This is a genomic window from Brevibacillus brevis (genome assembly GCF_001039275.2).
Lineage (GTDB): Bacteria > Bacillota > Bacilli > Brevibacillales > Brevibacillaceae > Brevibacillus > Brevibacillus brevis_C.
The window spans coordinates 6,147,058-6,167,012 of sequence record NZ_CP030117.1; the positions used below are offsets into that span (position 1 = coordinate 6,147,058).

At 48.0% G+C, this 19,955-nt stretch carries 19 protein-coding genes and 1 riboswitch; of the genes, 8 read left to right on the plus strand and 11 right to left on the minus strand.

Annotated elements, in window-relative coordinates; translation table 11 throughout:
- Positions 1-82: 82 nt before the first annotated feature.
- Positions 83-850 (plus strand): SDR family oxidoreductase, encoded by a 768-nt coding sequence (locus AB432_RS29140; RefSeq protein WP_048035274.1) that lies wholly within the window; start codon positions 83-85, stop codon positions 848-850.
- A 63-nt stretch (positions 851-913) separates the two neighbouring features.
- Here the strand turns inward: AB432_RS29140 and fumC are convergent, their stop codons facing one another.
- From fumC to AB432_RS29200, 11 genes are all read right to left on the minus strand, one after another.
- Positions 914-2,302: a class II fumarate hydratase gene (gene fumC / locus AB432_RS29145; protein WP_048035275.1), complete on the minus strand. Its 1,389-nt coding sequence runs from the start codon at positions 2,300-2,302 to the stop codon at positions 914-916.
- 535 nt (positions 2,303-2,837) lie between these two features.
- Entirely contained in the window at positions 2,838-3,533 is a 696-nt protein-coding gene (locus AB432_RS29155) for an MgtC/SapB family protein (protein ID WP_048035276.1), read from the minus strand.
- Positions 3,534-3,688: 155 nt separating this feature from the next.
- A complete protein-coding gene (locus tag AB432_RS29160; protein ID WP_048035277.1) occupies positions 3,689-5,044 on the minus strand; it encodes an MATE family efflux transporter in 1,356 nt (451 codons plus the stop codon).
- A gap of 135 nt (positions 5,045-5,179) precedes the next feature.
- Complete coding sequence (locus tag AB432_RS29165) at positions 5,180-6,664, minus strand: lytic polysaccharide monooxygenase (protein ID WP_048035278.1); 1,485 nt, start codon at positions 6,662-6,664, stop codon at positions 5,180-5,182.
- Positions 6,665-6,900: 236 nt separating this feature from the next.
- Positions 6,901-8,610 (minus strand): adenine deaminase, encoded by a 1,710-nt coding sequence (locus AB432_RS29170; RefSeq protein WP_048035279.1) that lies wholly within the window; start codon positions 8,608-8,610, stop codon positions 6,901-6,903.
- Positions 8,611-8,628: 18 nt separating this feature from the next.
- Positions 8,629-9,690: an ABC transporter ATP-binding protein gene (locus AB432_RS29175; RefSeq protein ID WP_048035280.1), complete on the minus strand. Its 1,062-nt coding sequence runs from the start codon at positions 9,688-9,690 to the stop codon at positions 8,629-8,631.
- A gap of 15 nt (positions 9,691-9,705) precedes the next feature.
- Positions 9,706-10,494: an ABC transporter permease gene (locus AB432_RS29180; RefSeq protein ID WP_048035281.1), complete on the minus strand. Its 789-nt coding sequence runs from the start codon at positions 10,492-10,494 to the stop codon at positions 9,706-9,708.
- 5 nt (positions 10,495-10,499) lie between these two features.
- Positions 10,500-11,321, minus strand: coding sequence for an ABC transporter permease (locus tag AB432_RS29185; protein ID WP_007724617.1), 822 nt, complete (start codon positions 11,319-11,321; stop codon positions 10,500-10,502).
- 26 nt (positions 11,322-11,347) lie between these two features.
- A complete protein-coding gene (locus AB432_RS29190) occupies positions 11,348-12,277 on the minus strand; it encodes a nucleoside hydrolase (protein ID WP_048035282.1) in 930 nt (309 codons plus the stop codon).
- A gap of 82 nt (positions 12,278-12,359) precedes the next feature.
- Complete coding sequence (locus AB432_RS29195; RefSeq protein WP_048035283.1) at positions 12,360-13,433, minus strand: ABC transporter substrate-binding protein; 1,074 nt, start codon at positions 13,431-13,433, stop codon at positions 12,360-12,362.
- A 197-nt stretch (positions 13,434-13,630) separates the two neighbouring features.
- A complete protein-coding gene (locus tag AB432_RS29200; protein ID WP_173610495.1) occupies positions 13,631-13,987 on the minus strand; it encodes a Na-translocating system protein MpsC family protein in 357 nt (118 codons plus the stop codon).
- 220 nt (positions 13,988-14,207) lie between these two features.
- A riboswitch (SAM riboswitch) is annotated at positions 14,208-14,310 on the plus strand.
- A 101-nt stretch (positions 14,311-14,411) separates the two neighbouring features.
- On the opposite strand from AB432_RS29200, the gene AB432_RS29205 reads away from it, so the two are divergent.
- From AB432_RS29205 to AB432_RS29235, 7 genes are all read left to right on the plus strand, one after another.
- Complete coding sequence (locus tag AB432_RS29205) at positions 14,412-15,242, plus strand: MetQ/NlpA family ABC transporter substrate-binding protein (protein ID WP_048035284.1); 831 nt, start codon at positions 14,412-14,414, stop codon at positions 15,240-15,242.
- A 42-nt stretch (positions 15,243-15,284) separates the two neighbouring features.
- Complete coding sequence (locus AB432_RS29210) at positions 15,285-16,322, plus strand: methionine ABC transporter ATP-binding protein (RefSeq protein ID WP_048035285.1); 1,038 nt, start codon at positions 15,285-15,287, stop codon at positions 16,320-16,322.
- Positions 16,322-16,984 carry a methionine ABC transporter permease gene (locus tag AB432_RS29215; protein ID WP_048035286.1) on the plus strand — a complete coding sequence of 221 codons (663 nt, stop codon included), beginning with the start codon at positions 16,322-16,324 and terminating at the stop codon, positions 16,982-16,984. Before AB432_RS29210 ends, AB432_RS29215 begins: the two co-directional genes overlap by 1 nt.
- A 149-nt stretch (positions 16,985-17,133) precedes the next feature.
- On the plus strand, positions 17,134-17,568 hold the full coding sequence (locus AB432_RS29220) for a hypothetical protein (RefSeq protein ID WP_048035287.1): 435 nt from the start codon (positions 17,134-17,136) through the stop codon (positions 17,566-17,568).
- Positions 17,556-17,849 carry a YxcD family protein gene (locus AB432_RS29225; protein ID WP_048035288.1) on the plus strand — a complete coding sequence of 98 codons (294 nt, stop codon included), beginning with the start codon at positions 17,556-17,558 and terminating at the stop codon, positions 17,847-17,849. The genes AB432_RS29220 and AB432_RS29225 overlap by 13 nt, the downstream gene beginning before the upstream one ends.
- 360 nt (positions 17,850-18,209) lie before the next feature.
- Positions 18,210-19,073, plus strand: coding sequence for an ABC transporter ATP-binding protein (locus AB432_RS29230; protein WP_048035289.1), 864 nt, complete (start codon positions 18,210-18,212; stop codon positions 19,071-19,073).
- A gap of 204 nt (positions 19,074-19,277) precedes the next feature.
- A complete protein-coding gene (locus AB432_RS29235; RefSeq protein WP_048035290.1) occupies positions 19,278-19,934 on the plus strand; it encodes a DJ-1/PfpI family protein in 657 nt (218 codons plus the stop codon).
- The last annotated feature ends 21 nt before the right edge of the window (positions 19,935-19,955 follow it).

Sequence of the window (19,955 nt, forward strand, 5' to 3'; positions counted from 1 at the left end):
AACCGAGTGAATGAGAGAGCAATATTTCAAATATCCCCTTGTGTTATAACTAACTTGAATTTCAATCAAGGGAGATGAAACCATGAGTAATTTGAAAGGGAAAATGGCATTGGTAACCGGAGCAAGCCGTGGGATTGGTCGTGGCATCGCATTACGTCTGGCACAGGATGGCGCATTGGTTGTCGTACACTATGGAAGACGACAAGAAGAAGCAGAAGCAGTCGTACGTGAAATTGAACGAACGGGAGGCCAAGCTTTCGCAATCGGTGCGGACTTGCGCACCCTTGACGGCATTCGCGATTTATATGCAACATTGGACGAAGCATTGCAGAAACGTACAGGAGATCATCGTTTTGACATCCTCGTCAATAACGCTGGAATCGGACAAATCTTAACGTTGGAAGAGGCTACCGAGGAATCGTTTGACGAGGTCATGAACATCAATGTCAAAGCACCGTTTTTTATGATCCAACAAGCTTTGCCCCGTTTAAGAGAGGAAGGCCGTATCATCAATCTCTCATCCTTTGTTACTCGTGCAGCTTCCCCAAGTGTGTTCACTTACAGTATATCGAAGGGGGCTGTTAACACACTGACGCTAGCTCTGGCTAAACAACTGGGGAGCCGTCATATTACGGTAAATGCGATCTTGCCGGGCATTATTAACACGGAGATGAATGCTGGCACGCTGCAAAATAATCCGGATGGGCAGAAGTACGCTGCTGGACTTTCCACCTTTAACAGATGGGGAGAGCCTGATGATGTAGCGGATATTGCCGCCTTTCTCGCTTCCTCGGACAGCCGTTGGGTAACCGGTCAATTAATTGATGCAAGTGGCGGTTCGCATCTGTAATCGTTCTCAAAAAAATAACCGATGGCCACAATCACGGGACCATCGGTTTTGTTTATGAAGATCCTATTCTTTTGGATGAATCATTTGTTCAGGACGTACGACTTGATCGAATTGCTCTTCGGTCAGCAAATTGCTCTTGATCGCCGCTTCCTTGAGTGTGATGCCTTCTTTGTGAGCCAGCTTCGCTACGGCAGCCGCATTTTCATAGCCGATATGCGGGTTCAGTGCCGTCACCAGCATCAACGAGTTGTTCAGGTTTTCTTTGATCACTGTCAGATCAGGCTCGATGCCTACTGCACAATTGTCGTTGAAGGACTTCATCGCGTCTGCCAACAATCTTGCAGATTGCAGGAAATTGTAGATGATCACTGGCTTAAACACGTTCAGCTCGAAGTTCCCCTGGCTAGCAGCAAAGCCAATGGCAGCATCGTTGCCCATCACTTGGCATACAACCATCGTCATCGCTTCGCTTTGGGTCGGATTCACCTTGCCTGGCATGATGGAGCTGCCTGGCTCGTTCGCCGGAATGATAAGTTCACCGATTCCGCAACGTGGGCCGCTCGCCAGCCATCTTACGTCATTGGCGATTTTCATCAGATCCGCAGCCAGTGCTTTCAGGGCACCATGTACATGAACGAGCTCGTCATGGCTGGTCAGCGCGTGGAACTTGTTTTCTGCGGTCACGAATTGGTGGTTGGTTTCCTTGCTGATTTCTGCTGCGACCATTTCACCGAAGCGCGGGTGCGCATTGATGCCTGTTCCTACTGCTGTACCGCCAATCGCCAGCTCACGCAGGTACTCATTGCTCTCCTTAATCATCTTTTCCGATTTTTCCAGCATGCGTACCCAACCGCTGAATTCTTGGCCCAGCGTCAGCGGAGTCGCGTCCTGCAAATGCGTGCGACCGATTTTGATGATATCCATATAGGCTTCGCTTTTTTCTTTCAGCGTTGCTTGTAACAGCTTAATTGCAGGCAGTACTTGCTCCTCGATAGCGACCAGTCCAGCCATGTGCATTGCTGTCGGGAATGTATCATTGGAGCTCTGTGATTTGTTCACATCATCGTTGGCATGGATGCGAGCCGAGCTGCCCTTCTCTTGCAGCAATTGGTTAGCGCGATGAGCAATGACTTCGTTGACGTTCATATTGGATTGGGTGCCACTACCCGTTTGCCAGACAACCAGTGGGAAATGCTCATCCCATTTTCCCTGGATCACTTCATCTGCTGCCGCCACAATCGCTTCTGCCTTTTCATTATCGAGCTTGCCCAGCTTTTGATTCGCCAGTGCTGCACTTTTTTTCAGGATGGCAAACATGCGAATCAGTGGAAGTGGCATTTTTTCTTCGCCGATTTCAAAGTTTTGGAAGCTGCGTTGTGTTTGGGCGCCCCACAGCTTATCCGCCGGAACCTTGATTTCTCCAATCGTGTCCTTTTCAATTCTGAATTCCATCTCGCATCCTCCTCGTTATCAAGCGTTTACTTATGTAAAAAAGGATAAAGCAGTTCTTCTTAACTAAAATGATAATGATTTTCATTCTTGTTATCAAGGGATGAAGTGTTTTTTCGGGAACGATGAAAAAAATATTGTCCTCCAACGGTTGGGGTCGGGGGAAGACATGTGACAGTGCTTTCATACAGCTTATGTGTAGTAGGAGCTTTTACAACGTTTTGTAAGTAATTCAGGGAGAGTTCACTAAAAAGTTAACAAAAAGCCGCGTAGAAGAAGCGCATTTCCAGTCCAAGCGCCTCTGGAGCCCGACCCAGCGTAGGAAAAAATGGCGGGGAATTTCAGCTTCACTTATGGAATCCTTCTTCGAAATATCTACGTTTGAAGCGCTCCCGCCATTTTTTCCGAAGCGGACAGTCTTCACCCTCAGCAGGGCGGAGGCCGAAGCGTAGACTGGAAATGCGCTTCTTCCCTCACGACAGCAACTAAAAAAGACGAAAGCCAAATCCTGATGGCCTCCGTCTTCTATTATTCCTTTTTATCTGCTTTCTACTTCTACAGAAACAACATGATCTACCGCTTTCAGCAAACTGTAAATATCGGTCGTGTACGTATTTTCCGAAGCTGTAATCATCATTTCCAGCTTTTGCAGACTATTGTCCAAGTCTTTGACCTTCACCCGCTTCACTTGCAGTTCGAGGTGCTTAATCTGCTTGAACACCAAATCCAAATCGCCCCCGCCTTCGACTACGATCTTGATTGACAAATCTCTTTGTCTGAGTGATTCTGGACCAATCAAGCGAAGAATAATCGGGAACAAATTAATCGCCAAAATAATGAGGATCGTCGCGGTCACTGCCTCAAAATAAAATCCTGCTCCTACTGCAATCCCAAGTCCAGAAGCCGCCCAGACCATCGATGCTGTGGTCAAGCCCGAAATGACATCATTACTCCGGCGTAGAATAACACCAGCCCCAAGGAAACCTACACCGCTCACAATTTGAGCAGCCAAGCGCAGAGGGTCCATATTCGTGTGTCCAGGCAAGGAGAACCGATGCACGGATTCAATCGAGACAATCGTAATGAGACAGCTCGCAACCGAAATAACCATGCTGGTCTTTACACCCAGCGGCTTGTGCTTGAGCTGCCGATCCATACCAATCATCAAGCCTAGAAATAGTGCAACTCCTAGTTTTAGCAAAAAATCATATGTCGTGAATACCGAGAGTGACATGAGCCTCTCCCCCCATCTGCTTTGATGTCAGGTTATCTTCCATCGTCTATGATAAGAAGTATATCTGGTCTTTCAACTAGTGTAAACGGGGCTTTCATTCTTCATGCAAAAAGCGGAAAACCCCCGCATCAGGGATTTTCCGCTTATCTGTTTCCTTATGAATGGCTGCGAATCATGCGTTTCTGTAACGACAGCAGACGTCCAAAAAGGAAGATGGCGCCGGCAGCCAATCCCGTAATCAGACCAATCCAGTATCCGAATGCTGCAAGCGAAGTGAATTTCGCGAGAATGTATCCCAAAGGCAAGCCAATCACCCAATAAGATATCAGCGCAACGATAAAGGTAACGGTCACATCCTTGTACCCGCGCAGTACACCTTGAATAGGTGCTGCGACGGCATCAGAGATCAGGAAGAGGATCGAGTACATCAGGAAATGCTGGGCAAGCTCCAACACCTCAATGTCGGTCGTGTAAAAACCAGCCACCTGTTCACTAAACATCAGCAAGCTGATTCCGAACAAAAGGGCAATACCAAGAGCGATACCTATCCCCAAATAACTGTACTGCTTTGCGTCCCGGTACCTTTTGGCTCCAACCTCAAAACCAACGACAATCGTCAACGCCATGGATATGCTCAATGGCACCATGTACAGGAATGAGGCGAAGTTCATCGCTGCCTGATGCGCCGCAATCGTAATCGTACTGTATTCACTCATGAACAAAGTGACGGCCGCAAAAATGCTAACCTCGCAAAAGATCGAAAATCCGATGGGCAGCCCCAGCTTCAGTAGCTCTTTCCATGCTTTCATCGAGATCCGGTGAAATTGGGAGAACAAACCGAACTCAACGAATGGGTGTACGCGATTCACGACAAACAGAGTAATCAGCAAAATACACCAGTACGTGATGCCAGATGCAAGCCCGGCACCGATTCCGCCCAGTCGAGGCAAGCCAAAGTTACCAAAGATAAGAGCGTAGTTCAAAAAGACGTTGATCGGCAACGAAAGCAGGGTAATGAACATCGTTACCCGTGTCTGTCCTAATGCGTCGATAAAGCAACGAAGCACCGTATAAAGAAACATCGGAATAATTCCAATAGCGATTGCATGCAGGAAGCCGCGAGCAATCATGCGTACCTCAGGCTCCAATTGCATCCAGTTCAGGATCGGATCAAGTACCAAACCTCCGACGATGATGACACCGACCGCAATCCCCACACTCAAATACAAGGCCTGCATAACCGTGTAAGGCACCTGATCTCGTTTCCCTGCCCCAACCATCTGTGCAACCATCGGCATGACAGCCATCAGAATCCCCGTCAAGCCTGCTTGAACAGGTGTCCATAGACTAGCCCCAATCGCTACCCCCGCCAAATCTGTCGGACTGGCATGGCCAGACATAATGGTATCGGCGAACGTCATCGAAAACAGCGCCAGTTGTGATATCAAGATCGGAAGCAAAACAGCCAAAAACTGTCGCCATTTTTCATTTAGCGAATAGGTTTCATTCATTTTTCATATCCTTCTAACCTTATAAGATGGACTTATCGTTCAAATTATAAGTATATCAAAACAAGGAGAAATCGGCAAAATAGTGGCTGCACTTACACAAACAAAGCCCAGGCAGACCACCCGGGCTTTGCAACATTATTCAACCAGCTTCCATACATCGGCTTTCCCTGGCTCTTCGCCTTTGGTCCACCATTTCGCCTCATAAACCTTGTCTTCGAAGTTCACTTGCGCTCCGCCATCATACGCTTTGCCGGAATCCCACGACAGTACGACAACGCTCACCAGCTTCCACGCATCGGAACGGTCTGGCTGTTCTCCAGTTACCCACCATTTTGCTACGAATTCCAGTCCATCATACAAGACCCGATCGCCCTGTACATACACAGCAGTGGAATCCCAATCGGCGATTTCACCTGGTACTTCAGGTTTTTTCTCCGTTGTGCTTGCAGCAAAAGGTGCGCTCTCTTCGGAAATGTTTCCTGCGGCATCAACTGCTTTGATCGTATACGTATAAGATGTTCCTGCTGTTAATCCTTTATCGACAAAGGAAGGCTTTTCAACTGTTCCTACGTGGGAGCCATCACGGTAAATCTCGTATTTCACCACACCAACATTGTCACGGGAAGGACTCCACATGAGGTCGATTTCTGTCTCCGTTGGATGGTGAGTCATGATTCCCGCTGGTGCCGTCGGTGCTTCTGTATCCACGATATCTTCTGCTTTTGTGCGAACAGTTAGTGCTTTGCTAGCGTTAGACTCTTTCCCTGTGCCATCGACTGCCACAACGGTGTAGCTATAAGCTGTAGCAGGCGTCAAATCTTTGTCCGTGTATGCTGTTTCTTTGGTAGATGCGATTAATTTGCCATCGCGATACACGTCGTACTGTTTGATTCCGTCAGTTGCCACGGATTTGGTCCAGCCAAGCTCAATGCTCGTAGCTGTTTGCGATACGGAAGTCACATTGCCTGGAACAGTAGGCTGTTCTACAACGCCTGTTCCAGCGTTAGTCAAATTCACGTCAATCGCCTGGTAAAAGGCCATGCCCGTATCAGCAATTTCCCAAACACCCAAAATAATGTGGTAACCGCTGCGATCTGTCGGTACATTGCACGAATGCGTTACCGTGTATGGTGGTCTTTTCCCTCCATCCTGGAACGAGCAAAACAGTTCCAGATCCGCTCGGGCAAGCGGCTTGTTAGGATTCCAATCTTTTTTCGTGATGTAATATTTCCACTCCGCTGTACTATGCGGGGCTGTCAGATTCCAAGTAAACGCATTTTGTCCACCCTGCAAGGTAACCTTGGTCCAGCGATCTGCTGTTTGTGTGTAAAGCTCAGGATAGCGGCCTGCACCGGTAAATTCACCATCGGCAGGACCAGATTGCGGGAACGACCCAATGCCCTCCACGCTTTGCGGTTCCCACTGGATTTGACCGCAGCCTGTGTTTTGCCCCGTCTTACACAAGTAAGAGCGACTCGCTGGCGATTCGATGTACCCGTGAGCCGAGGCTTTCTCAGCGAACACGAGTGTAGCTGCGCCTGCCACCAGCATCATTGCCAGCATGAACAAAAGCGACAGCCCTTTACTGAACAGTTTGTTTCTCAACCCTACGTTATCCATTTATTTATCTCCTCTTTTCTGGATTAGGATCGAATACCATGTTACAGAAAATTTTTCCAGTATTACAGATTCTGAATACCTAAACCAAAACCTACCAAATACCTGAATTCCAGTCAGAAAATAGGGAGATGATCAGGAGTGTATACCTATGCATGAAAATTTATATGCTTCTTTCGGGACTTTTTGATCAAAAAAAGTTGCCTGCCGAAAATAATATTCTCAGCAAGCAACTTTTATCACATCAAGAGCAACGGAACTATTTTCCCGTCATTTACATCAATCAACCCCAGATCCGTCAGCTTCAAGGCTGGACTGACCGGTAAGGAATGGGTGCTGATCGACATGATCGGGTTGTAGTGGTTGTAACCGAGCGACTCCATGGCACGGCGAAGTTGTTCGACTTCCTTTGCCGTCTTTTCCAATGGTTCCTCTGTCAAAATGCCTCCAACTGGCAAATGAAGGCTCGCGATCACCTTGCCATCCTCGACCACGTAAAACCCGCCCTGGTTGCGGATGACTTCATTGGCTGCGACCATCATATCGTGCGGATTGTGTCCGACAACCAAGAGATTGTGGTTGTCATGCGAATAGCTGGTGGCTACTGCACCTCGCTTGATCGTATCCCCGCTGATCAAGCCATAACCGCGATTGCCGTTTTTGCCATAGCGTTCAAAGACGGCGATCAAGCCGTACGGGCTCTCCTCCCACAAGAGTTGTCCTTCCCGCACCTCAGCGATTCCACGGTGATCCTCTGTAAAAGTAGAACCGTTTTGCACGAGCATGACCCGGCATGGATAGCGATTGTCCGGCACATCTACTGTGACGTGGAAGTCTTGCTCTGTAAGCGGCGATAGCTTGATGCTCTCATAAAAATGCGCAGGAAACTGCTTTTCTTTGACTACTTGTCGGTACTCTTCCTTGACGTCGAAAGCTTTCTTCCCATTTTTATAGACGCGTTCGATCTTGAGTTCATGCAGATCAGACAACAACAGGAAATCTGCTATTTTGCCAGGAGCAATCGCCCCTCGATCCTTCATGTTCATACGTCTGGCTGGGGTAAATGTACTCGCGTAGATGGCGCGCTCTGGCTGCATGCCCATTTGAATGGCTTTTTTCACGATATGGTTCAAATGTCCACGATTGACCAAAGAATCGGTCATCACATCATCCGTCACGAAGCAAAAATGCTCAGAAACATCTTCCTTTACAAAAAAGTCCATGACTTCTTCCGTCATCGATTTTTCTTGAATCTCCAGAAACATGCCCGCTGCAATTCTCGCTTCCATGCCCTCACGCGTCTGGTGCGTATGATCGGAGTCCACTCCCGCATAAATGACACGATGCAGGTCCAAATCAAGCAATTTCGGAACATGTCCCTCGATGACGAGCTTTGGATACGTCTTGCGGATATGCTCCAGGATGCGATTCGTCTTGCAGTCAGGGTCCTTGATGATGTCTACGTAGTTCATAATTTCGCCGAGGCAAATGATCTCTTCAGAACGCAAGAGCTCATCCATGTCTGCAATCTCGACAGACCCACCAGTCGTTTCCATCGAAGTAGCTGGTACGGAGCTCGGGATCGCGTACAGCATATCAACGACACAATCACGGCTCGCGCGAATCATCTCTTTGATCCCTTCGATTCCGAACACATTGGCCATCTCATGCGGCTCCGGTACGATCGTCGTCACTCCGTTTTGAATCAAGCCAAAGGAAAAGGTCTCCGGCGTCACCATCGTGCTCTCAATATGCAAGTGAATATCGACCAGACCAGGAATCATGTAGCGGCCTTGTCCGTCCACGATCTCGGCAGCTTCAAATGTTTCCGTACTCCGCTCACCAATATAGAAGAATCGTTCATCCAAAACAGCGACGTTTCCTTTGATGAACTTTTTAAAATAACTGTTAAACACTTGGACGTCTTGAATCAACAAATCGACCTTCACGAAAATAACCTCCTGTCTTTAGTCCACGAGTACCACTTTGTCTTTTGGAAACAGCAGATTGACGTTTAGGCCAGTCTTGTACGGCGTCTCCATCTCTTGATTGACCGTGAAGTCGCCCAGCTCTGTTTCCACGACATATTGATAGCTGCGTCCCAAAAACGTGCTTACCTTTACTGTTCCGCGCAAACGGTTCATTCCCGGCTCGGCGCTCTCTTCTGTCGTCACGAGGAGGTCATCTGGTCGCATTGCACATTTTTTGCCGGACGGATTCGCCGTTCCCGGATTTTTGGACGCGGTAAAATGATGGTCACCGACGCGCAGGCCGATTTCTCCGTTCTGCTCGTTGCGCTCTGCGAAGTCGATAAAGTTGGTAAAACCAATAAAGCGAGCGATGAACTCCGTCTTCGGATATTTGAAAATCGTGGCTGGATCGTCGAGCTGCTCGATCACACCCTTGTTCATGATCGCCACCTGATCCGAGATGGAGAAGCACTCCTCCTGGTCATGCGATACGTACACAGTCGTAATTCCCAGCTCCTGCTGAATGCGACGGATTTCTACGCGCATGTTGATCCGCAGGTTGGCATCGAGGTTACTGAGCGGCTCATCGAACAGCAGCAGGTCAGGCTGAATCACCAGTGCACGAGCAATCGCCACGCGCTGTCTTTGACCACCAGACAGCTCCTTCGGGAAACGCTTTTCATAGCCGCCGAGACTCACGACTTCGAGGATTTGCTGCACCCGGTTCTTTACCTCTGTTTCATTGACCTTGCGCAGGCGCAAACCGAACGCCACGTTATCGAAAACTGAAAGGTGTGGAAACAGCGCATAGCTCTGGAACACAAACCCGAAGTTGCGCTTGTTGACCGGAACGCGCGTATAATCTTTTCCGTCAAACATGAACCGGCCATCTTTTGCTTCCAGAAAACCCGCAATCAGTCGGAGTGTCGTCGTCTTTCCGCAACCACTTGGACCGAGCAAAGAGATGAGCTGTCCTTTTTCGATATTGAGATTGAAGTTTTGCAAAATATATTGATTGTCATAGGCAACCGATACGTTTTCCAGCGTGAGCAATGCCATGAGTTGATGCCTCCGTTATCGTTTTGTAAAGTAGGAAAGCCCCATCAGACGTTCAATGATGAACATGAGAATAGCCGTAAGAATCATGAGCAGCACGGAAATCGCGGCGATCGTCGGATCGAAGTTGTTTTCTACGTACGTCAGCATCTGGATCGGCAGCGTGCTTACCCCTGGTCCTGTCATGAAAACAGAGATATCTACGTTGTTGAACGACTCCAGAAAAGCGATCAGAATCGCAGCAATAATCCCAGAGCGAATATTCGGCAAGACGACTTTAAAAAAGGTTTCGAGACGTCCTGCCCCAAGGCTTAAAGCCGCTTCTTCAATGGCGAAGTCAAAGTTAGACAAGGAAGATGCAATGACGCGAATAATAAACGGAAGCATCAGCACCGTATGACCGACGAGAAGTCCCGCATAAATCGGCAAATGATATACGACAATGACGTATTTCAGCATGGCAAAGCCCATCACGATACCCGGAATCAGGACAGGTGAGATGAAAATGCCATTCAAGATGCCCTTGCCGCGAAAATCAAAGCGACTGAGCGCATAAGCTGCCGGAATCCCTAACAAGAGCGCCAAGAGATTCCCGAGCAAGGAAACGAACATCGACGTCTTGAAGGTCGTCATGAACATTTCTACCTCGAAAATGTTTTCGTACCACCGCCAGGAAAAGCCCTCCGGCGGAAACTTCAAGACGCTTCCCGGCTCAAACGACGTAAAAGAAATGATAATGAGCGGCCCTAGCAAAAACAGAAAGACGAGAGAGGTAAACAGGGCCAACCCGCGATTTTTCTCCTGCATAGCTTCTACCCCTTCGGATTTAATTTGGTCGCCAGCTTGTTCATGAAATAGATGACGACAAATGTAATGACAATCATGATCGTGGCAATGACAGATGCCAAATGCCAATCATTGAGCGTAATCGCATTTTGATACAGGAACGTAGAGATGACCCGCTGTTTTCCACCTAGCAGGGCAGGCGTGGTGTAGGCGGTCAAGCTTCCGACAAACACCAGAATGCTACCAATGATAAGTCCCGGTACACTAAGTGGCACAATGACCTTCCAGAAGGCTGTCAACTTGGAAGCACCCAAGCTTTCCGCCGCCTTCAGCAAATCTGGGTCGATGTTTTCCATCACCCCTACCAGCGTAATAATGATCAGCGGCAGGAACAGATGAATCAAACCAATCATCATCGCAGTCGGCGTATACAATATTTCCAACGGCTTATCAATTAGCCCGATTGCAAGCAGCGAGCTGTTCAATAAGCCCTTTTTTCCGAGAATAATCATCCAAGAGAACGACCGCACGACAGAACTGGTCAGCAAAGGAAAAATCGCCAATGCCAGCAAGATACCCTTTTTACGTGGGCCCAGCTTGGAAATGTAGTACGCAGCAGGAAAACCAATCAGGACACACGCAATCGTCGTGACCAGACTGACTTGCAGCGTCGTCAGCATAATTTTCAGGAAGTACGCGTCGGTCAGAAATTGGAGATAGCCCTGGATCGTAAAGCTACCATCTTGATAAAAGGTGGACGCGATCGTCATCACGATTGGAATGACCATGAACAGCGTCAAAAACAGCACACCCGGCAACAGCAATAAATAAAGACCCGTTTTTCTCATCTGATTAACTCCTGTTCACGGTATCGTCAGGCTTTCAATGCGCCGAGAAAACGCGCAAAGAACGCATCTGCATCTACGTCCAGACAGACGTTTATGTTCGGTTCTTTTTTCAGGCGGTTTTGAAAGTCGCAAACCGTTTGCCCATCACACAACTCACTTCTCGTTTCGATATCTACATACAGCTTCTGCATCTTCACTAGCTTCGGATCGAGTGCGACTGCGACAGCCAATGGATCATGCATGGCGCACGCATAAATGCCATTTCGCTGAAAATAGCGATGAAGGTAATCAGACGTACTCTGTCTTACGTACTCGCCCATCGGTGTATCTCCTAGCTCGCGAATATGCTCCTCGTTCAGGAGCACTCTTCGCGTCACATCCAGTCCAACCAGCGTCAATTGCGGGAATCCGGCATGAAACACAACCTTGGCCGCCTCTGGATCGACGTACATGTTATACTCCGCAACTGGCGTCACATTGCCATGCTCGCGGACCACTCCACCCATGAAAATGACTTCCTTGACGTGTTGGACGAGCTCCGGGCATTTTTTCACCGCCAGCGCCAAATTGGTCAACGGCCCCGTCATGATGAGCGTAATCTCGCCGGAATGCGCGAGTACGTTTTCCACGATGAAATCAGGAGCAAAGCCAGCAGTCGGCTTCTTGTACATCGGAACGCCGGCCAGAGCACCTCCCAAGCCATCCTCACCATGTACGGCATGCTCGAAAAACAACGGCCGCAACAGTGGTTCAGATGCTCCACAGACAACAGGGATTTGCTCGCCGACTTGCAAGAAATCGAGAATTTTGCACGTGTTTTCTGTAGCTTTTCGCAACGACACGTTGCCATTCACCGTAGTGATGCCCACCAAATCGAATTGCCCGCTCTTCACAGCGAGAATAATGCCAAGCGCATCATCAATGCCCGTATCTACGTCAAGAATGATCTTTTGCACGAGTGGTCCTCCTCACGAAAACGAGGGTATATCCGAAATTGTCTATACCCTCGCCCTTGTTTTTCTAACGTTCGTTATTGCGTTATTGCGTGATTTCACGGTTCCAACGGTCAATCCATGCTTTGGAGTGCTCGTTAACGAATTTCATGTCCAGCATTTTCAGCTTGCTTACGGTTTCTTCCCCGTACGTTACGCCTTTTGCCTCTTCTTCTGTCAGTTGAACCGTTTTGTTTACAGGGGAATCGATTTTTGCTTTTGCTGTTTTTTCCTGAACTTCCTTGCTCAGTTGGTAGTTGATGAAGTCTTCAGCCAGTGCTTTGTTTTTCGAGCCTTTTACGATGTTAACCGTATTCATGACCGCATATCCACCGCTTGCAGGTTGTACGAAAACAGCTTCTGGAACAGCGGCCTTGATGTCTTTGAAGTACATTTCCATGATCGGTCCTACGCCGATTTCTTCTTGTCCAAACATATTCACGTATTCAGAGGTCTTATCGTAGAACTTCACTACACTTTGGTTGACTTCTTTCATTTTCGCGAAGGCTTGATCTTCGTTAAATTCCTTGTTGCCCGCTGTCTGGGAAGCACTGTCGAGAACCATCGGGCCAGTTGTGGACGTAATGCTTGGCAGTGTCAGCTTGCCCGCCAGCTCTGGGTTCCACAGGTCTTTCCAATCCTTGATCTCGGTTTTCACGAGCTTTGGATTGTAGGCAATCCCGAATTGACCAATCGTGTAAGCTGGACCGTACTCCTCGCCCAGTGGTGCTTTGGCAATGTCGTAGATTTGATCCAGGTTCGGGATGCGGCTGCGGTCGATTTTTTCAAATGCGCCACTCTCAATCCCTTGCTGTGCATAGTAGTCAGAGAGGTAGATCAAGTCTACATCGGAGCTTCCTTGGCGAATTTTGTTCAGGCGCTCTGCATTGTTCCCGATTTCCAGCACGATTTTCACGTTATGTTCTTTTTCAAATGGCTCATATACTTCTTTGCGGAAAAAGTCTTCGGAGAAGCCCCATGTGGAGATGACCAGCTTTTGTGGCTCACCCTTGGCTTCGCCTCCAGCCCCTCCCGCTTGTGGTTGATCATTGCTGCCACAGCCAGCGAGAGCCAGTGACATCATTGAAAAAGACAGGATTCCAGCAAGTAATTTTTTCATCGTAATTCTCCTCCAGTTGGGTTCATTTGATGACAAAATATGGTGATACAATAAAAAGAAAAGTACCCTTGATTAGAACGTATCATTCTAAACAAGAGCACTTTTCTTCGTAAACAAAGAGAAGTGACACCCGTTTTTACGCAAAGTCTACGGTCTCCCCTTAAGATAGATCAAAAGAGAAAATCCGAACGATTGCGTCAGGTATTCAGTTCTGATTCAGCTAAAATAACATTCGTGATCGCCCACTGCGTAGGCGCATCATAGTCCCGCAGCACGGCTTCCAACGGCAATCCCATCTCTTCCTCCAGTCGTTCTCGCAGTTTCTTCTTATAAAGAAGGGACATCCGAAAATCGACTTCGAGCTTGAGAGCCGGCGCTTCTCCTTCCAACGCTTGTGAGCGCGGAGAGCGGCGATGCTTGGCTTGGAACGTAATCATCTGATTTTCAATCGTGACTCGGAGCAAAGTCGTTCCAAATCCGAACAACTCTTTTGCTATCTCATTATAGATGGCAGACAGCTTTTTTCTGGTTTCATTGGAGTCCACTAGAGTCATGTCATCACCTGCGATAGCTGGTATCGGGTTCATTCGCTCTCATTATACAAATGATTTTCGGATTCTTCAATAGAATATTCGTATTTAGATCAATTTCACATTTTTCCACCAAGTCATTCGTTTGCAAAAACAGTTGACACGTAAAAAATCAGTCGTTATAATCCAACTATCCAAATAAGAATTAACAACAATGTTTGGAATGATAATTTCATAGCACATTCTCTTATGAAGAGAGGTTGAGGGACTGGCCCTATGACACCTCGGCAACCTATCGCAAACGATACGGTGCCAAATCCAGCGGAATTTATTCCGACAGATAAGAGAGGTATTGTTGCCGTGTATTTACATACGCGCAGTCCCAGCCTCTTCTGTCGGAAGAGGCTTTTTTTATTACATCTTACATCCAGAGAAAAGGGGTATTTTCATGAAAAAGACTGGTCTACTGCTCACTACACTACTGCTCGCTGCATCGCTCGTAACGGCTTGCGGCGGTAAACAGGAAGCTGCGCCTGCTAACGGCGGCACTGCTGCTGAACAAACCTCACTCAAAGTGGGTGTCACTGGCGGCCCGCACGAAGAGATTCTCAACAAAGTAAAGGAAGTCGCCAAAGACAAAGGACTCGATGTCGAAGTCGTCGTTTTCAACGATTACGTACAGCCGAATCAAGCTCTCGATAAAGGAAATCTCGATGTTAACAGCTTCCAAACCATTCCGTTCTTGGCGAAGTTTAATCAAGATCACAAAACAAAGATCGTCGAGGTCGGAAAAACCGTGACGTACCCGATGGGCCTGTACTCCACCAAGCATAAAAAAGTCGAGGACATCCCGGCTGGCGGTGTTGTCGGCATCCAAAACGATCCGACCAACCGAGCACGCGCCCTCTTGCTCTATCAGGCTGCTGGCTTGATTAAGCTAAAGGATGGCGTGGGCGACAACGCAACACCACTGGATATCGTAGAAAATCCAAAAAATTTGCAATTCAAAGAGCTGGAGGCTGCTTTCCTGGCACGCTCGCTGAAAAATGTGGAGGTCGCTTCGATTAATACGAACTTCGCGATGGAAGCTGGGTACACCCCGAAAAAAGATGCGATCTTCGCTGAGACGGCTGACTCTCCATACGTGAACATCTTGGCAGTCAATGAAACCAATAAGGACAACCCCGCTGTCAAAAAGCTGGTGGACATCTACCGTTCGGAAGAAGTGAAAAAATTCATCGACGAACGTTTTGAAGGAGCTGTACTGCCGTCCTGGTAAGATCGACGCCAGGAACATCAAGAACAACAAGGAGAACTCGTTATGATACAGCTAACCGATATTCATAAGTCGTATCAAGTAGGAAACAAGCAGGTAGAAGCATTGAAGGGCGTATCCTTGCAGGTGGAAAAAGGGCAGATTTACGGGGTTATCGGTTTTAGCGGAGCGGGAAAAAGTACCCTGCTCCGTACCATCAACCTGTTGGAGAAGCCGACTAGCGGTTCTGTGATCGTCAATGGCCAGAACATGCTGACCCTCAAGGAAAAAGAGCTGCGGCAAGCTCGCAAAAAGATCGGGATTATTTTTCAGCACTTCAATCTGCTCTCTTCCTATAATGTCTTTGACAATGTGGCGGAAATCTTGCGGATGAATCGCGTCCCCAAAGATGTCATTAAGCGCAAGGTAGAAGACCTTCTCGGCTTGGTTGGCTTGTCTGATAAAGCACATGCTTATCCTTCTCAGCTATCCGGTGGACAAAAGCAACGGGTGGGGATCGCTCGTGCGCTTGCGACTGATCCGGAAATCCTGCTCTGTGACGAAGCAACTTCCGCTCTCGACCCGCAGACGACTGAATCGATTCTGGAGCTGTTGCTCGACATCAATCGAAAGTTTAACCTAACCATCGTACTCATTACCCATGAAATGCAGGTCATCAAGAAAATCTGCGACCAGGTAGCCATCATGGAAAATGGCGTCGTCATCGAGCAAGGCTCTGTTCTGGATGTTTTCAGCAATCCGCAAGAGCAAACGACCCGTAATTTTATCAAAACGGTTTTTGACGATCAGGTACCACAGGAGATTTTGTCCAAGATAAAAGAAACCGGACCCGTTTCCAAAATTGTTCGCGTTGCCTTTCGCGGGGATGCTGCTCTCGATCCTGTTCTGGGAACACTGTCTGCACGTTTTCCGATTAGCACCAATTTATTGTACGGCTCGATTACAACCATAAAAGGTACGGCGCTCGGCATTTTGCTTTTGCACATTTCTGGTGAAGACCAGGCCATTCAGGATGGCATTCGCTTCTTGCGCGAATCCGTCTACCGCGTAGATATTGTGTCACCAGAGGAGGTGCGGAGCTAATGGAGCGTTTGATTGAAATGACTCCGGTATTCGGGCAATCGCTGCAAGAAACTGTCATCATGGTTGGGTTTTCGTTGTTCATTGCGACACTGATCGGGATTCCGCTCGGGATTTTGTTGGTCATCACACAGGCGAACCACCTTTTCCCGAACAAAATCATCTACCACACCCTGAATACGATCATCAACATTGTGCGTTCGCTGCCTTTTATTATCCTGATGGTTGCGATCATTCCTTTTACGGAGTTGATTGTGGGCACTTCGATTGGGATTGAAGGAGCAATTGTGCCGCTCATTGTCTATACTGCGCCTTACATCTCACGCCTGATGGAAACGGCCCTGCATGACGTAGATCGTGGCGTTATCGAAGCGTATCAGGCAATGGGTGCATCCCGGACGCAGATTATTTTTCGCATCATGCTGCGTGAAGCAAGGCCTGGCATCGTCCTCTGCCTGACGATCGCGACCATCGGTTTGATTGGTGCTACTGCAATGGCCGGAGCAGTCGGTGCCGGCGGACTGGGCGATCTCGCCTTGCGCTACGGCTACCAGCAATGGGACATCGAAGTCATGATCATTACTGTGGTTATCCTCGTCGTCCTGGTCCAGCTCATTCAATCATTAGGCAACTGGGCAGCCCGAAAACTGAAAAAGAGCGCGTAAATTGAAGAACCCCTGACGAGATCGCTTGTCAGGGGCTTTTTTGTAGGTATTTAGACGGATCGTCACTGAAAGTTCGTTGGAATTTCGCTCAATATTCATGTAGACTTATATATACAAGTCATTTAAATGAGAGGGGCTACTCAAATAACATGAAAAAACTCATCATGATGTTGGTTGCCGTAATGCTCGTACTCGCTCCAGCCGGAGGATTCATTGATCACGCCGACGCGAAAGGCTATAAGTCCGGGAAAAAATCCTTCAACTCTAATACGGCTCCTACGAACACGCAAACGCCTAACAAAGCCGATTCGAATGTAAATGCTTCAACAAATAAAGGTACAACCACAACTCCTGCTGCTACAGCAAGCAAAAGCGGCGGATTCATGAAAGGTCTCATGATTGGTGGTCTGGCTGGTTTGCTGTTCGGAACCCTGTTCGCTGACATGGGTATCCTGGGCTCCATCCTTGGCTTCATGATCAACCTGATGGCGATCCTCGCTGTGATTATCCTGATCCGCAAAGTGATCGTCTACTTCAAAACCAAGCGTGAGAAAGAGCAGGAACTGAACGCATGGAAAAGATAACATTTTCCGAACAAGATATCATTAATGCGATCTGTATTCACGCAGCTTACAAAAAGCAGTTGAAGCCGCAAGACATCTCCGTCGAGCTGATGTGGGACGAAGAATACGGCTTTTCTGCTGAAGTACACTGGATGGATCGCCAACAAGTCTTCATCGAGATGAATATGATTGAAGCGATTCGCTACTACCTGGAGACCCAGATGCAGCGCAACCCTTATTCCGCCGGTATCGAGCTGATATTGGACGACGAACAAGGGATCATCGCTCATATCACCTACTAACACTGGATCATCATTTGTTAACCCAAGGCCAATTTGTTCACGCATGTGAGCAGGTTGGCTTTTTACATATTGAATTTGACCTCGTTCCGTTATATACTTTACCTTAGTGAAAATGATTATCATTACTACGATTGATTATAATCCGTGTTCAAAAAGTCGTCTTTTCAGCACCGAGAAAGTGGCGGGAACCTGAAGAAGGAGGAGCGGAGTGTAGGGAACCTACATGAGCACCGGACTTCGAAGGTGAACGCCAATTTCGATGTCGAATACACTTCTCAGGACTACTTCGTGATCAAAAGACGACTTTTTGAACAACCTCTTTACAGGTACATACTTTGTTTAAAAAGGAGTTGGCCCATTGTGGAGCGCCTATACACGCAAAAGCTGGACATCGGATACGGTGAGCTTTCCATTGTCAAAGACTTGAACATCAGTATTCCTTCTGGAAAAATCACTGCCCTGGTCGGTGCAAATGGTTCTGGTAAATCGACGATCCTCAAAACTCTCGCCCGGATTATGAAACCAACCGGCGGACAAGTATTTTTGGACGGTAAATCGATCCATCAGCAATCGACCAAGGAAGTCGCCAAGCAACTGGCGATTTTGCCGCAAAACCCAACCGCACCCGATGGCTTGACCGTGTCTGAGCTCGTTACCTATGGCCGCTTCCCCCATCAAAAAGGCTTCGGCTCCTTGACTAAGGAAGACAAAGAGATCGTAAACTGGGCTATCTCCATGACCGGCATGGCAGATTTCCATGATCGTCCGGTTGACCAGCTATCCGGCGGTCAGCGCCAGCGCGCCTGGATTGCGATGGCTCTGGCGCAAGGAACAGACATCCTGTTCCTTGATGAGCCTACAACCTTCCTGGATATGGCTCACCAACTGGAGGTTCTCAAGCTGCTGCAAAAGCTGAATGACGAAGAGAATCGTACGATCGTCATGGTCGTCCACGATTTGAACCACGCAACCCGTTATGCACAGCACATGGTTGCAATCTCTCGCGGTACCGTTGTCGCTGAGGGAAGCCCTGCTGAGGTCATGACACCTGAGATGCTGCGCAAGGTATTCAACATCGAAGCAGACATCTTGATTGATCCTCGCACGGGTGTACCGCTCTGCCTCCCTTATGAGCTGTCTCATGCTTTGGATCAAAAGCAACCAAACGAAAACGCGACCCAACTTGTTTACTCGGAAGAGCGCAAGCTGGTTGGAGCCAGATAATTGTTAGATTCCGCTACAAAAAGCCGGTTTTCACCACGTTTTACGGTGTAACCGGCTTTTTGCTATCCCTACTGTCTATCTCTCTTTGTTACACGAGCTTAGAAAACCTTACAGTTAGTCACAACTCTGACATACATATACCCTGTATATGTATGTCAGAGTTTGTTTGCAAGAAAAATATCCCATTCCAAAGGAGAGATCATCATGAAGGTTGCAATCTTGCTTTTCGATGGCATCACTGCGTTAGATGCAATTGGTCCATACGATGTATTCGCTGCTACGCTGAAATGTGAAGTGAAGTTTGTCGCTAAGAAAAAAGGGTTAATCAAGCTTGACTCCCATATGGGTTATTTACATGCCGATTACAGTTTTGCTGAAGTTACTTCCGCTGATATTCTTGTTGTTCCCGGTTGCAGTCCGCCCAATTATAAAACCCCTATGAATGACGAAGAAACTCTACAGTGGATTCGCGAAATACATGAAACAACGAAATGGACTACGTCTGTTTGCAATGGCTCTCTGATCTTGAGTGCCGCAGGCTTGTTACATGGTGCCGTAGCCACCACTCATTGGGGGTCCTTCGAGCTGCTCCAATCTCTCGGAACCACTCCAGCAGAGGAAAGAGTCGTTCGTCAGGGCAAAATCGTTACAGCGGCCGGTGTTTCCTCTGGTATCGACATGGCCCTCCAATTAGTTGCATGGGAATTGGGAGAAGATATGAGTAAAGGAGTTCAGTTGATTTTGGAATACGATCCCCAGCCACCGTTCGACTCTGGTTCACCAAAGAAAGCACCCGCTTTATTGGTAGAACAAATAAGAGGGATGTTACAGGAGTTTGCAAAACGGGAGCCCCGGGTGTAAATCAGTACGTTATAAAAAATG

Bases quoted from the DNA above. Each gene is read 5' to 3' on its own strand.
- AB432_RS29235 (WP_048035290.1), top strand. From the start codon at position 19,278: ATGAAGGTTGCAATCTTGCTTTTCGATGGCATCACTGCGTTAGATGCA.
- AB432_RS29205 (WP_048035284.1), top strand. From the start codon at position 14,412: ATGAAAAAGACTGGTCTACTGCTCACTACACTACTGCTCGCTGCATCG.
- AB432_RS29185 (WP_007724617.1), bottom strand. From the start codon at position 11,321: ATGAGAAAAACGGGTCTTTATTTATTGCTGTTGCCGGGTGTGCTGTTT.
- AB432_RS29165 (WP_048035278.1), bottom strand. From the start codon at position 6,664: ATGGATAACGTAGGGTTGAGAAACAAACTGTTCAGTAAAGGGCTGTCG.
- AB432_RS29195 (WP_048035283.1), bottom strand. From the start codon at position 13,433: ATGAAAAAATTACTTGCTGGAATCCTGTCTTTTTCAATGATGTCACTG.
- AB432_RS29215 (WP_048035286.1), top strand. From the start codon at position 16,322: ATGGAGCGTTTGATTGAAATGACTCCGGTATTCGGGCAATCGCTGCAA.
- AB432_RS29220 (WP_048035287.1), top strand. From the start codon at position 17,134: ATGAAAAAACTCATCATGATGTTGGTTGCCGTAATGCTCGTACTCGCT.
- AB432_RS29225 (WP_048035288.1), top strand. From the start codon at position 17,556: ATGGAAAAGATAACATTTTCCGAACAAGATATCATTAATGCGATCTGT.
- AB432_RS29200 (WP_173610495.1), bottom strand. From the start codon at position 13,987: ATGACTCTAGTGGACTCCAATGAAACCAGAAAAAAGCTGTCTGCCATC.
- AB432_RS29155 (WP_048035276.1), bottom strand. From the start codon at position 3,533: ATGTCACTCTCGGTATTCACGACATATGATTTTTTGCTAAAACTAGGA.
- AB432_RS29140 (WP_048035274.1), top strand. From the start codon at position 83: ATGAGTAATTTGAAAGGGAAAATGGCATTGGTAACCGGAGCAAGCCGT.
- AB432_RS29210 (WP_048035285.1), top strand. From the start codon at position 15,285: ATGATACAGCTAACCGATATTCATAAGTCGTATCAAGTAGGAAACAAG.
- AB432_RS29180 (WP_048035281.1), bottom strand. From the start codon at position 10,494: ATGCAGGAGAAAAATCGCGGGTTGGCCCTGTTTACCTCTCTCGTCTTT.
- AB432_RS29175 (WP_048035280.1), bottom strand. From the start codon at position 9,690: ATGGCATTGCTCACGCTGGAAAACGTATCGGTTGCCTATGACAATCAA.
- fumC (WP_048035275.1), bottom strand. From the start codon at position 2,302: ATGGAATTCAGAATTGAAAAGGACACGATTGGAGAAATCAAGGTTCCG.
- AB432_RS29160 (WP_048035277.1), bottom strand. From the start codon at position 5,044: ATGAATGAAACCTATTCGCTAAATGAAAAATGGCGACAGTTTTTGGCT.